General features: G+C 66.6%; 10 protein-coding genes. All 10 read left to right on the plus strand.

The features are described 5' to 3' along the window. The first annotated feature begins 109 nt into the window (after nucleotides 1–109). The 10 genes from rpsB to bamA all read left to right on the plus strand — a co-directional run bounded on the left by rpsB (nucleotide 110) and on the right by bamA (nucleotide 11959). Nucleotides 110–916 (plus strand): 30S ribosomal protein S2, encoded by an 807-nt coding sequence (gene rpsB / locus IAE41_RS05300; protein WP_079221259.1) that lies wholly within the window; start codon nucleotides 110–112, stop codon nucleotides 914–916. Nucleotides 917–1042: 126 nt separating this feature from the next. Then, the gene (gene tsf, locus IAE41_RS05305) at nucleotides 1043–1918 is read left to right on the plus strand and encodes a translation elongation factor Ts (RefSeq protein WP_200732345.1); all 876 of its coding nucleotides are present in this window, start codon (nucleotides 1043–1045) and stop codon (nucleotides 1916–1918) included. Nucleotides 1919–2215: 297 nt separating this feature from the next. Beyond that, nucleotides 2216–3754, plus strand: coding sequence for a GGDEF domain-containing protein (locus tag IAE41_RS05310; RefSeq protein ID WP_079221257.1), 1539 nt, complete (start codon nucleotides 2216–2218; stop codon nucleotides 3752–3754). Nucleotides 3755–3873: 119 nt separating this feature from the next. Next, nucleotides 3874–4602 carry a UMP kinase gene (gene pyrH, locus IAE41_RS05315; protein ID WP_079221256.1) on the plus strand — a complete coding sequence of 243 codons (729 nt, stop codon included), beginning with the start codon at nucleotides 3874–3876 and terminating at the stop codon, nucleotides 4600–4602. Nucleotides 4603–4699: 97 nt separating this feature from the next. After that, nucleotides 4700–5254: a ribosome recycling factor gene (frr, locus tag IAE41_RS05320; protein WP_053449214.1), complete on the plus strand. Its 555-nt coding sequence runs from the start codon at nucleotides 4700–4702 to the stop codon at nucleotides 5252–5254. A gap of 5 nt (nucleotides 5255–5259) precedes the next feature. Next, nucleotides 5260–6027, plus strand: a complete 768-nt coding sequence (gene uppS, locus IAE41_RS05325) for a polyprenyl diphosphate synthase (protein ID WP_079221254.1) — start codon at nucleotides 5260–5262, stop codon at nucleotides 6025–6027. Then, nucleotides 6024–6860 carry a phosphatidate cytidylyltransferase gene (locus IAE41_RS05330; RefSeq protein WP_079221253.1) on the plus strand — a complete coding sequence of 279 codons (837 nt, stop codon included), beginning with the start codon at nucleotides 6024–6026 and terminating at the stop codon, nucleotides 6858–6860. Before uppS ends, IAE41_RS05330 begins: the two co-directional genes overlap by 4 nt. Before the next feature lie 2 nt (nucleotides 6861–6862). After that, nucleotides 6863–8053 carry a 1-deoxy-D-xylulose-5-phosphate reductoisomerase gene (locus IAE41_RS05335; protein ID WP_079221252.1) on the plus strand — a complete coding sequence of 397 codons (1191 nt, stop codon included), beginning with the start codon at nucleotides 6863–6865 and terminating at the stop codon, nucleotides 8051–8053. Nucleotides 8054–8108: 55 nt separating this feature from the next. After that, entirely contained in the window at nucleotides 8109–9467 is a 1359-nt protein-coding gene (gene rseP, locus IAE41_RS05340) for an RIP metalloprotease RseP (RefSeq protein WP_200732346.1), read from the plus strand. Nucleotides 9468–9541: 74 nt separating this feature from the next. Then, entirely contained in the window at nucleotides 9542–11959 is a 2418-nt protein-coding gene (bamA, locus tag IAE41_RS05345) for an outer membrane protein assembly factor BamA (protein WP_200732347.1), read from the plus strand. The last annotated feature ends 145 nt before the right edge of the window (nucleotides 11960–12104 follow it).

Here is a 12104-nt window from a genome sequence, read left to right on the forward strand (position 1 = left end):
GGCCACGGAGGCAACAGGGAAGCCCAACCCCGGAACCATCAGCGCTTCCACGCGTCCCGCATACCTATCCCGCGGGCGGAATCGCCGGTTCCCCATCAGGAGTTTTGCAATGCCCCAGGTCACCATGCGTCAGATGCTGGAAGCCGGCGTCCACTTCGGCCACCAGACCCGCTACTGGAACCCCAAGATGGCTCCGTACATCTTCGGCGCCCGCGGCAAGATCCACATCATCAACCTGGAAAAGACCGTCCCGCTGTTCAACGACGCGATGAACTTCATCTCGTCGGTTGCCCAGAAGCGCGGCACCGTCCTGTTCCTGGGCACCAAGCGCAGCGCCCGCGAAACCATCCGTGAAGAAGCCGAGCGTTGCGGCATGCCGTTCATGAACCAGCGCTGGCTGGGCGGCACCCTGACCAACTTCCGTACCGTCAAGCAGTCGGTTGCCCGCCTGAAGGAACTGGAAGCCGGTGAAACCGACGGCACCTTCGAGAAGCTGGTCAAGCACGAAGTGCTGGGCCTGCGTCGCGAGCGCGACAAGCTGGAAGCCTCGCTGGGCGGCATCAAGGACATGAACCGCCTGCCGGACGCCATCTTCGTGATCGACATCGGCCACGAAGACATCGCGATCAAGGAAGCCAAGAAGCTGGGCATCCCGGTCATCGCCGTGGTCGACACCAACTACAACCCGGAACTGGTCGACTACGCGATCCCGGGCAACGACGACGCCATCCGCGCTGTGCAGCTGTACGCCCGCGCCGCTGCCGACGCCGTGCTGGAAGGCAAGGCTGCTGCTCCGCATGCTGCTTCGGTGCGTGAAGAAGACTTCGCCGACGCCGCTGCTGCTGAAGAAGGCAAGCCGGCTCGCCGCGCACCGGCCAAGAAGGCCGCTGCTGACAAGGGCGAAGCCCAGGCCTGATCCAGGCCCCCGGTGGGCGCCCAGCGCCCACCTGTCCTGACCGCTGCCACTGGCGCGGCGACCGGACACTGTCACACGGGCCGGCCAACATGCCGGCCCTACCCCTTTCTTTCGTGAGGTAATCCCGTGGAAATCACTGCTTCCCTGGTCAAGGAACTGCGCGAGCGCACCGGCGCCGGCATGATGGAATGCAAGAAGGCGCTGACCGAAGCCGGCGGCGACATCAACGCCGCTGCTGAAGCCCTGCGCAAGTCGGGCGCCGCCAAGGCCGACAAGAAGGCTGACCGCGTGGCCGCCGAAGGCCGTCTGGGCCTGGCCCAGGACGGCGGCAAGGCCGTGCTGGTCGAGATCAACTCGGAAACCGACTTCGTTGCCAACGACGTCAACTTCAAGAACTTCGTCGATTCCGTCGCCGCTGCCGCCCTGGCATCGGGCGCCGTTGACGCCGACGCCCTGAAGACCGCCAAGCTGGCCTCCGGCGAGACCGTCGAAGAAGCCCGTGCCACCGCGATCCAGAAGCTGGGTGAAAACATCCAGATCCGCCGCCTGGTCAAGGTCGACACCACCGGCAACGTCGGTGCCTACGTCCACACCAACGGCAAGGTCGGCGTGCTGGTTGACCTGATCGGCGGCGACGCCGAGCTGGCCCGCGGCCTGGCCATGCACGTGGCTGCGCTGAAGCCGCCGCACAACAAGGCTGCCGATGTGCCGGCCGAGTTCGTGGAAAAGGAAAAGGAAATCGAACTGGCCAAGATGTCCGAGAAGGACAAGTCCAAGCCGGCCGACATCCTGGAAAAGATCATCAGCGGCAAGATCAACAAGATCGTCAGCGAAGTGACCCTGTACGGCCAGACCTACGTGCTGGGCGACACCACCGTCGAGCAGGTGGTCAAGGCCGCCGGCGCCGACGTGGCTGGCTTCCAGCTGCTGGTCGTCGGCGAAGGCATCGAGAAGGTGGTTGAAGACTACGCCGCCGAAGTTGCCAAGGCGATGCAGGTCTGATTCCAGCCCACCGGCTGCGAAACGACCAGAAGGAGCCGCGGGAAACCGCGGCTCTTTTTTTGTGCCTGCAGGCATGCACCACTTCCCCCCGTGGGTGCGCACCGTTGGTGCGCACACCTTCTCCCCCTGTGGGTGCGCACCGTTGGTGCGCACATCCCAAACAAGGATCTTTGCGTTATCGCCCATTCAAGCCGATACTCGGCATAGGGGAATACGCAATCACGTAACAGGAACAGAAGTCGCAGACTGTGATGCATTCCTAGGTATTCTTGTCCTAATGGAATTGAACGATCCGACATGCCTCCTGAGCTGACTGCTGCCCTGGCGCTGTGCCGCAACCTGCCCTCGCCCCCCGGTATTGCCCTGCGCATCATCGAACTGGCCCAGGACCCGGAAGCGGACATCGCCACCGCCGCCGACATCATCGCCATCGACATGGCGCTGAGCGCTCGCATGCTGCGCATCGCCAATTCGCCGCTGTACGCCAGCCGGCGCCGCATCGAGAACCTCGGCCAGGCCCTGACCATGCTCGGGCTCAACGCCACGATCAGCCTCGCCCTGGGCTTCACCGTGACCCAGGGCCTGACCGGTGGCAGCGGTGCCGACCACGACCTGCGCCAGCGCGCCTGGAAGCGCAGCATCCTCAGCGCCCTGGCCGCCAGCCAGCTGGGCCAGGCCCGCGGCCTGCGCCGGCTGGAAGAACTGATGCTGGCCGGCCTGCTGCAGGACATGGGCGTGCTGTGCCTGGCCCAGGCCGAATCGGAGCGTTACCTGCCGCTGCTGCGCGAAGCCGGTGACAACCTGGACCTGATCGCCCGCGAGCGCGAGGAACTGGGCTGCACCCACGCCGACGTCGGCGCCTGGGTGGCCGAACAATGGGGCCTGCCGCGCTACCTGGTGGACAGCATCCGCCTGAGCGAGTCCGAGCCTGCCACCGACAATGCGTTCCAGGCCTGCGTGCAGCTGTCCGGCGCGGTCGCCGACATCTGGCTGGACGCGGATGCCGACGCCGCCCGCGAACGCGCCCTGCACGAGGTCCACGAGCGCCTGCAGCTGGACAGTGCCCGCTTCGACCAGGTGCTCGCCCGCATCAGCGACGCGCTGCCGGACATCGCCAGCCTGTTCGAGACCGGCCTGAGCTCGCCGTCGCGCGTGCGCGAGCTGATCGACCACGCACAGGAGCTGACCACGCTGCGCAACCTGCGCGAGATGCAGGATGCCGAACAGGCGCGCCGCCGCGCCGACGAATTCGAGGCACGGGCCAAGCGCCTGGCCGACCAGGCCCACCGCGACGCCCTGACCGGCGTGCTCAACCGCCGCCAGCTGGAAACCGTGCTCGACCAGGAGTTCCAGCGCGCCGGCCGGCATGGCTGGCCGCTGTCGGTGGCCTTCATCGACCTGGACGATTTCAAGAAGATCAACGACGCCCACGGCCACCTGACCGGTGACGAAGTGCTGCGCGTGTTCGCCAACAAGCTGCAGGGCCAGCTGCGCAACAGCGACACCGTCGCCCGCTTCGGCGGCGAGGAGTTCGTGGCACTGCTGCCCAACACCAGCGAAGCGGTCGCCCTGGACGTGATCCGCCGGGTGCTGGCCAACATCGTCTCCACCCCGATGGTCGAACTGGAGAGCGGGCCACTGTTCGTGACCTTCTCCGCCGGCGTGGCCACCCAGGGCGGTTACGAGCGCTTTGCCGGCGTGCAGGACCTGCTGCGCGCCGCCGATGACGTGCTGTACCGCTCCAAGAACCTGGGCCGCAACCGCGTCATCGCACGCTCTCCCGGCGAACTGGGGCATGATGAGCTGTCTGCCACGGCGGGCGCCGAACTGGGCTGAACCCGCCGCCCCGGCTGAACGGGGCGGTGAAGCTTTCTGCGCCGCAGTGCACAAAATGCTTTGGCCGCGCGCCGCATGCGCGTAGAATCCCCCGCGATTTCCACGCTCACGAGGTCCATATGTCCAAGCTCGCCTATCGCCGCATCCTTCTGAAACTGTCCGGGGAGGCGCTGATGGGAGATGAGGACTACGGCATCGACCCGAAGATCATCAACCGCCTGGCCCGTGAAGTGATCGAGGCCCAGCAGGCGGGCGCCGAAGTGGCGCTGGTGATCGGCGGCGGCAACATCTTCCGCGGTGCCGGCCTGGCCGCAGGCGGCATGGATCGCGTCACCGGCGACCAGATGGGCATGCTGGCCACGGTCATCAACGCCCTGGCCATGCAGGACGCGCTGGAGAAGCTGGGCGCCAAGGCCCGCGTGATGAGCGCCATCAAGATCAACGACGTGTGCGAGGACTACATCCGCCGCCGCGCCATCCGCCACCTGGAAAAGGGCCGCCTGGTGATCTTCGCCGCCGGCGTCGGCAGCCCGTTCTTCACCACCGACTCGGGCGCGGCCCTGCGTGCGATCGAGATCGGCGCGGACCTGCTGCTGAAGGCCACCAAGGTCGATGGCGTGTACGACAAGGACCCGAACAAGCACAGCGATGCGGTCCGCTTCGACAGCCTGAGCTACGACGAAGTGATCCGCCGCGGCCTGGAAGTGATGGATACGGCCGCCTTCGCGCTGGCCCGCGACAGCGACCTGCCGATGCGCGTGTTCGACATGGGCCAGCCGGGCGAGCTGCTGAAGATCCTCGGCGGCGCCAACATCGGCACCCTGGTCCAGGGCCGCGACCCGGCCTGAGCCTGAGCGCCAGGCGTGCTCCGGGCCGATTCAGGCCCGGCAGCGTCCCGTATTCGCCTATAATCGCCCGATTCCAGTTACATCCAGGACCCGGGCGATGCTCAACGACATCAAGAACAACGCGCAGACGCGCATGGCCAAGAGCATCGACGCTCTGAAGCACACCCTCACCTCGATCCGCACCGGGCGTGCCACTCCCGCCCTTCTGGACCGCGTTACGGTCAATGCCTACGGCAACGCCAGCACCCCGCTGAACCAGGTCGCGTCGATCTCCAACGCCGATGCCCACTCGCTGCTGGTCACGCCCTTCGACAAGAGCATGATCAAGGAAATCGAGAAGGGCCTGTACAACCACGAGTTCACCCCGAACACGCTGGGCGCCGCCATCCGCATCAACATGCCGCCGCCGACCGAAGAGCGCCGCAAGGAGCTGGCCAAGCAGGTGCAGAAGGAAGGCGAAGGCGCCAAGATCGCGATCCGTAACATCCGTCAGGACGCGAACAAGGAAATCGCCAAGCTGGTCAAGGACAAGGCGATCAGCGAAGACGAGAAGAAGCGCGGCGAAGACGACATCCAGAAGCTGACCGACGCCAACATCAAGGACGTCGACAAGGTCGTTGCCGACAAGGAAAAAGAACTGCTGTCGGTCTGAAGTCGATGCCTTCAGTCCCGCCTCCCTTGCCGGCCGCCCTGCCCCGCCACCTTGCCATCATCATGGATGGCAACGGGCGCTGGGCACAGCAGCGCCGCCGTCCGCGCGTGATCGGCCACCGTGCCGGCGCGCGCGCGGTCAACCGTACCATCGACCGTTGCCTTGAACTGGGCATTCCGGCGCTGACCCTGTTCGCGTTCTCCAGCGAGAACTGGGGCCGCCCGCAGGAAGAAGTCGATGCCCTGATGAAGCTGTTCCTCGGCGCGCTCGACCGTGAAGTGGACGAGCTGCACCGTCGTGGCGTGCGCGTGCGCTTCATCGGCGAACGCGACCGCTTCGGTGCAGGGCTGGTCAGCCGCATGCAGCTGGCCGAACAGCGCACCGCCGACAACACCACCCTGACCCTGTCGATCGCCGCCAGCTACGGCGGGCGCCAGGACATCGCCCGCGCCGCCCGTGCGCTGGCGGCGGAAGTGGCCGCCGGGCGCCTGCTTCCCGAGCAGATCGACGAATCGCTGCTGGGCCGCCAGGTCGCCCTGGCCGACCTGCCGCCGCCGGACCTGTTCATCCGTACCGGTGGCGATACCCGCATCAGCAACTTTCTGCTGTGGCAGCTGGCGTATACCGAGCTGTGGTTCACCGAGGCACTGTGGCCGGACTTCGATTCCGCGCAGCTGCAGCAGGCGCTGGACGCCTATGCCAATCGTGAACGCCGCTTCGGCCTGACCAGCGCCCAGATCGCCGCCCTGGCCACCGAGACGCCCAGCCCATGACCAAGACCCGAGTCCTCGCCGCGCTGATCATGGCGCCGGTGGCCATTGCCGCGATCCTGCTGCTGCCCACCCAATGGCTGGCTGCGGCCGCCGCCGCCGTGTTCCTGATCGGCCTGTGGGAATGGCTGAAGCTGGCCGGCATCGAAGACACCCTGGCCCGTACCGTGCTGCTGGTGCTGAACCTGCTGCTGATGGTGCTGATGGTGTGGGCCGATGGCAGCTCGCTGGTGCTGTTCCAGCTGGCCACCCTGGTCGGCGTGGCCTGGTGGCTGGCCGCCCTGGTCTGGCTGCGCTTCTTCACCTTCGGCGCGCAGCCGGGCAGCCCGGCACGCATCCTCAAGCTGCTGGCCGGCACCCTGGCCATCGTGCCGGCGTGGGCGTCGCTGGTGCTGATCCATGCTGGCGGCGATCCGCCGGGCCACCAGGGCCACCTGTGGCTGCTGGCCGCGCTGGCGCTGGTCTGGGCCGCCGATTCGGGCGCCTATTTCGCCGGCCGCCACTTCGGCAAGCACAAGCTGGCCCCGCGCATCAGCCCCAACAAGACCTGGGAAGGCCTGTTCGGCGGCCTGCTGGCCGGTGTCGCCGTGGCCGTGGGCCTGGGCCTGCTCGCCGGCGTGGATGTCGCGCACCTGCCGGGCCTGCTGGTCACCTCGGTGGTGGCTGTGTTCGCCTCGGTGCTGGGCGACCTCTACGAAAGCCTGATCAAGCGCCACGCCGGCGCCAAGGATTCGGGCCACCTCATTCCTGGCCACGGCGGCGTGCTGGACCGCGTCGACGGCGTGCTGGCCGCCCTGCCGGTGTTTGCGCTGGGCAAGGAAATCTTCGGATTCTGACCATGGATGCTGCTGCAGACCTGCGCCGGGTCGCCGTATTCGGCGCCACCGGCTCGATTGGTGCCTCCACGCTGGACGTGATCGCACGCCACCCGCAGCGCTACCAGGCCACTGTGCTGGCCGCCGGCCGCCAGGTGCAGGCGCTGCTGGCGCTGTGCCGCCAGCATCGCCCCGCCCATGCCGTCATCGCCGATGACAGCCTGTACGCCGAACTGCGCGACGGCCTGCGCGACGCCGGCCTGGCCACCGAAGCCCACGCCGGCGCTGCCGCGCTGGACCAGCTCGCTGCCAGCGATGCCTGTGACACCGTGGTTGCCGCCATCGTCGGTGCTGCCGGCCTGTCCTCGACCCTGGCCGCTGCCGCCGCCGGCAAGCGCATCCTGCTGGCCAACAAGGAATCGCTGGTGCTGGCCGGCGAGCTGCTGACCCGCACCGCCGAACGCGGCGGCGCCGAGATCATCCCGATCGACAGCGAGCACAGCGCCATCTTCCAGTGCCTGCGCTCGCGCGATGCCAGCCTGGACGGGGCCGGCGTCCGCCGGATCCTGCTGACCGCCTCCGGTGGCCCGTTCCGTGGCCGCAGCCGCGCCGAACTGGAGCAGGTGACCCCGGCCCAGGCCGTTGCCCACCCGAAGTGGTCGATGGGCCCGAAGATCTCGGTCGATTCGGCGACGTTGATGAACAAGGGCCTGGAAGTGATCGAGGCGCACCACCTGTTCAAGGTGCCCGGCGAGCGCATCGAGGTGCTGGTCCATCCGCAGAGCCTGGTCCATTCGCTGGTCGAGTTCGTCGACGGCTCGACCCTGGCCCAGCTGGGCCTGCCGGACATGCGCACCACCCTGGCCGTCGGCCTGGGCTGGCCGCAGCGCATCGAATCGGGCGTATCCGGGCTGGACCTGCTGGCCCAGGGCCGGCTCGATTTCGAAGCGCCCGATACCGAGGCCTTCCCCTGCCTGGCCCTGGCCTGGCAGGCGATGCAGGCCGGCGGCACTGCTCCGGCGGTGCTGAATGCCGCCAATGAAGAGGCGGTTTCAGCGTTTCTTCAGGGCAGGATCGGTTTCCTGAGCATTCCCGCGCTGGTTGCTAACGCTCTTTCAACACTGCCGACCGAAGCAGCCGATACACTGGACGGCCTGTTGTCCGCCGACCAGCGGGCCCGCCAGTTGACCCTGAACGCCATCGACGCCGCCTGAACGCCACGCCCATACCGCATGACGCCGCTGCCATTGCCCGCCACCGTGAGCCTGCATGACTGACTTCATCGGATCGGTCTGGTGGATGATCGTCAGCCTCGGGCTGCTGGTCACCTTCCACGAGTTCGGGCACTACGCCGTGGGCCGCCTCTGCGGGGTCAAGGTGCTGCGCTTCTCGGTCGGCTTCGGCCGCCCGCTGTGGTCGCGCCGCGACAGGCACGGCACCGAGTTCGCCATCGCCGCCCTGCCGCTGGGCGGTTATGTGAAGTTCCTCGACGAGCGCGAGGTGGAGGTACACCCGCACGAGCGGGGGCAGGCCTTCAACCACAAGACGGTCTGGCAGCGCATCGCCATCGTCGCTGCCGGGCCGATCGCCAACCTGCTGCTGTGCATCCTGCTGCTGTGGGCGATGTTCGTGATCGGCAAGCAGGACTATTCGGCCACCATCGGCCGCACCACCGGCATTGCCGCCAGCGCCGGCCTGTCCAGCGGCGACCGTGTGCTGCGCGTGGACGACCGCGACGTGGTCACCCTGGGCGATGCCAGCATGGCCCTGACCGCCGCGGCGATGGACCGGCGCGACGTCACCCTCGAAGTGCTGGACAGCAGTGACCAGGTGCGCAACCGCACCCTGCCGCTGTCGCAACTGCCGGCCGGCTTCGATGAACGCCGCGTGCCCAGCCTGGCGGGCCTGCAGTGGCAGGCCGCGCTGCAGCCGGCGCAGGTGGACAGCCTGACGGCCGATTCGGCCGTGGCCGGCCTGCTGCAGGCGGGCGACGTGATCGTGGCCATCGACGGCCAGCGCATCGACGGGGCCGACCAGGTCAGCCCGCAGATCCAGGAACTGGGCCGCCGTGGCGGGCCCGGCATGATCGAAGTGCTGCGCGGTGGCGAGCGCCTGGCGCTGGAAGTGACTCCGCGCCAGGGCAAGGACGGCCAGGGCAAGCCGGTCTGGCAGATCGGCGTGGGCTTCTCGGGCGCCTTCAGCCCCGCCTATGACACCCTGATGCGCTACGGCCCGCTCGATGCGGTGACCGTGGCCGTGCGCGAAACGGGCCGCCTGGCCTCCGATTCGCTGGGCATGATGGCCCGCATCGTCACCGGCAAGGCCTCGCTGCAGAACGTTTCCGGCCCGGTCACCATCGCCCGCGTGGCCAATGTTTCGGCCAAGCGCGGCCTCGACTGGTTCCTGCAGTTCCTCGCGCTGCTGTCGCTGAGCCTGTGCATCATCAACCTGCTGCCGATTCCCATCTTGGACGGCGGGCACCTGCTGTATTACCTTATCGAGTTGGTCAAGGGCAGCCCGCTGAGCGAGCGTGCCATCGCCGCGGGTCAGTACATCGGCCTGGCGTTGCTGGCCGGGTTGATGGGGCTGGCGTTCTACAACGACATCCTCGGCCTGGCCACGCGATGAACTTTTCCACGTTTTTGGCGTCTACAGCGCCGGCACCCCGTACCAATGAAATCGACCTTCCTACCGGACGTGACATGACGCGACTCCCCAATCGCCGCCTGCTGGCCCTCGCCCTCGCCGCCGTCACCGGCGCTCCCGCCCTGGCCCAGGCAGCCGAGCCCTTCACTGTCAGCGACATCCGCGTCGACGGCCTGCAGCGCATCAGCTCGGGTACGGTGTTCACCTACCTGCCGGTGGAACGTGGCGAGACGGTCACCGACAGCAAGGTCGGCGAGACCATCCGCGCCCTCTACAAGACCGGCTTCTTCGAAGACGTGCAGCTGGACCGCCAGGGCAACATCCTGGTCGTGACCGTCAAGGAACGGCCGGCGATCAACAAGCTGACCGTCACCGGCAACAAGGACATCAAGTCCGACCAGCTGCTGAAGGGCCTGTCCGACATCGGCCTGACCGAAGGCGGCACCTTCGACCGCCTGAGCCTGGACCGCGTGACGCAGGAACTGCGCCGCCAGTACAACGATCGTGGCAAGTACAACGTCGAGATCACCCCGACGGTGAGCCCGCTGGACCGCAACCGTGTGGACATCGCCATCGCGATCAAGGAAGGCAAGGCTGCCAAGATCCAGCACGTCAACCTGGTCGGTACCGAAAAGTACGACAGCAGGGACATCCTGGAAATCTGGGAATCCAAGGAGCACAACTGGGCGTCGTGGTACCGCCGCGATGACCAGTACTCCAAGGAAAAGCTGTCCGGCGACCTGGAAAAGCTCAACTCCTGGTACCTGGACCGCGGCTACGTCGATTTCAGCATCGACTCGACCCAGGTCTCGATCAGCCCGGACAAGCGCGACATGTTCGTGACGGCCGGCGTGACCGAAGGCAACCAGTACAAGATCTCGGACATCAAGGTCAGCGGCGACACCATCCTCCCGCAGGAAGATGTCGAGCGCATGGTCGTGCAGCGCGCCGGCGACACGTTCTCGCGTGCGCTGCTGGAATTCAGCTCCGACGCGATCACCAATTCGCTGTCCAACATCGGCTACGCGTTCGCCAAGGTGAACCCGATCCCGACCACCAACCGTGCCGAGCAGACGGTCGCGGTGAACATGCAGGTCGTCCCCGGCCCGCGCGTGTCGGTGCGCCGCATCATCTTCAAGGGCAATACCCGCACCTCCGACGAAGTGCTGCGTCGCGAAATGCGCCAGTTCGAGAACACCTGGTACTCGCAGGCGGCGATCGATCGTTCCAAGATCCGCCTGCAGCGCCTGGGCTACTTCGAGTCGGTGGACGTTGAAACCCCGCCGGTCAGTGGCAGCAACGACCAGGTCGACGTGGTGTACAACGTCAAGGAAACCACGTCGGGCAGCTTCGTGTTCGGCCTGGGCTACTCGCAGTCCTACGGCATGACCACCTCGGTGCAGCTGTCGCAGAACAACTTCCTCGGCGGCGGCAACCGCGTGTCGGTCGAAGCCTCGCGCAGCAGCTACCTGCAGCGTTACGGCTTCAGCTACACCAACCCGTACTTCACCGATGACGGCGTGTCGCTGGGCTACAACCTGTCCTGGCGCGAGCTGGATTACTCCGACTTCAACACCGCGCAGTACAACAGCACCAATGGTTCTGCGCAGGTGGTGTTCGGCGTGCCGCTGACCGAGACCGACAGCGTCTCGCTGATGTTCGGTATCGACAGCAACCAGATCTCGACGTATTCGTCCACCCCGCAGTCGATCGTCGACTACATCAATGCCCTGGGCACCAGAACGTTCCACGCCTGGCGCACCGAACTGGGCTGGGCCCGCGACTCGCGCAACGACTATTTCATGCCGACCCGCGGTACCTACCAGCGCATCGGCCTGGAAACCACCCTGCCGGGCTCGACCGTCGAGTACTTCAAGCTGAACTACCAGATCAGCAAGTACTGGCCGATCATGCCGTCGCTGGTCATCAACACACGCGCGGAAATCGGCTACGGCGACAGCTATGGCAAGGATTACATCCGCGACCTGTGCTACACCGCCCCGAGCGAAGCCAACCCGAACCCGACGCAGACCGTCGACTGCAACCCGAACTCCTCGGACTACCAGAAGACGGTCAAGGCCTCCGGCCTGCCCTTCTACGAGAACTTCTACGCCGGCGGTACCAACTCGGTGCGCGGCTTCGAGGACAATACGCTGGGTCCGCGCGAGGTAACTCCGGGTTACCCGAACGGCCAGCCGCTGGGTGGCTCGGTGAAGACCGTTGGTTCGGTGGAAGCCTACTTCCCGCGCCTGTTCGACAGCCCCTCGGCGCGCGTGTCGGCCTTCGTCGACTTCGGCAACGTCTACAACGGCGTGGATAACTTCAAGGCCAACGAACTGCGCGTGTCCACCGGTGTGGCCCTGCTGTGGCGCGCCCCGGTCGGCCCGATCTCGATCAGCTACGCGTTCCCGCTGAAGAAGAAGGACGGCGACGAAATCGAGCGCCTGCAGTTTACGTTTGGTGGCCAGTTCTAACTGGCCCCCAAACGTTCCCACGGTTTGCGATGCAAACCGCGGGGCCTATCCTGCTCCCTATCCCCCGCGCCATTGGCGCGCCCCCCTTAACAGAAGGGGGGCTCTCCACCAGACGGGTTACGAAGCGCCGGGCTCTGCCCGGCGT

It is taken from the genome of Stenotrophomonas sp. S39 (assembly GCF_016624665.1).
Classification (GTDB): Bacteria; Pseudomonadota; Gammaproteobacteria; order Xanthomonadales; family Xanthomonadaceae; genus Stenotrophomonas.

Excerpts from the sequence above, each read along its gene's own strand:
- rpsB (WP_079221259.1), top strand. The coding sequence starts at position 110 with ATGCCCCAGGTCACCATGCGTCAGATGCTGGAAGCCGGCGTCCACTTC.
- IAE41_RS05335 (WP_079221252.1), top strand. The coding sequence starts at position 6,863 with ATGGATGCTGCTGCAGACCTGCGCCGGGTCGCCGTATTCGGCGCCACC.
- bamA (WP_200732347.1), top strand. The coding sequence starts at position 9,542 with ATGACGCGACTCCCCAATCGCCGCCTGCTGGCCCTCGCCCTCGCCGCC.
- IAE41_RS05330 (WP_079221253.1), top strand. The coding sequence starts at position 6,024 with ATGACCAAGACCCGAGTCCTCGCCGCGCTGATCATGGCGCCGGTGGCC.
- frr (WP_053449214.1), top strand. The coding sequence starts at position 4,700 with ATGCTCAACGACATCAAGAACAACGCGCAGACGCGCATGGCCAAGAGC.
- rseP (WP_200732346.1), top strand. The coding sequence starts at position 8,109 with ATGACTGACTTCATCGGATCGGTCTGGTGGATGATCGTCAGCCTCGGG.
- uppS (WP_079221254.1), top strand. The coding sequence starts at position 5,260 with ATGCCTTCAGTCCCGCCTCCCTTGCCGGCCGCCCTGCCCCGCCACCTT.
- pyrH (WP_079221256.1), top strand. The coding sequence starts at position 3,874 with ATGTCCAAGCTCGCCTATCGCCGCATCCTTCTGAAACTGTCCGGGGAG.
- IAE41_RS05310 (WP_079221257.1), top strand. The coding sequence starts at position 2,216 with ATGCCTCCTGAGCTGACTGCTGCCCTGGCGCTGTGCCGCAACCTGCCC.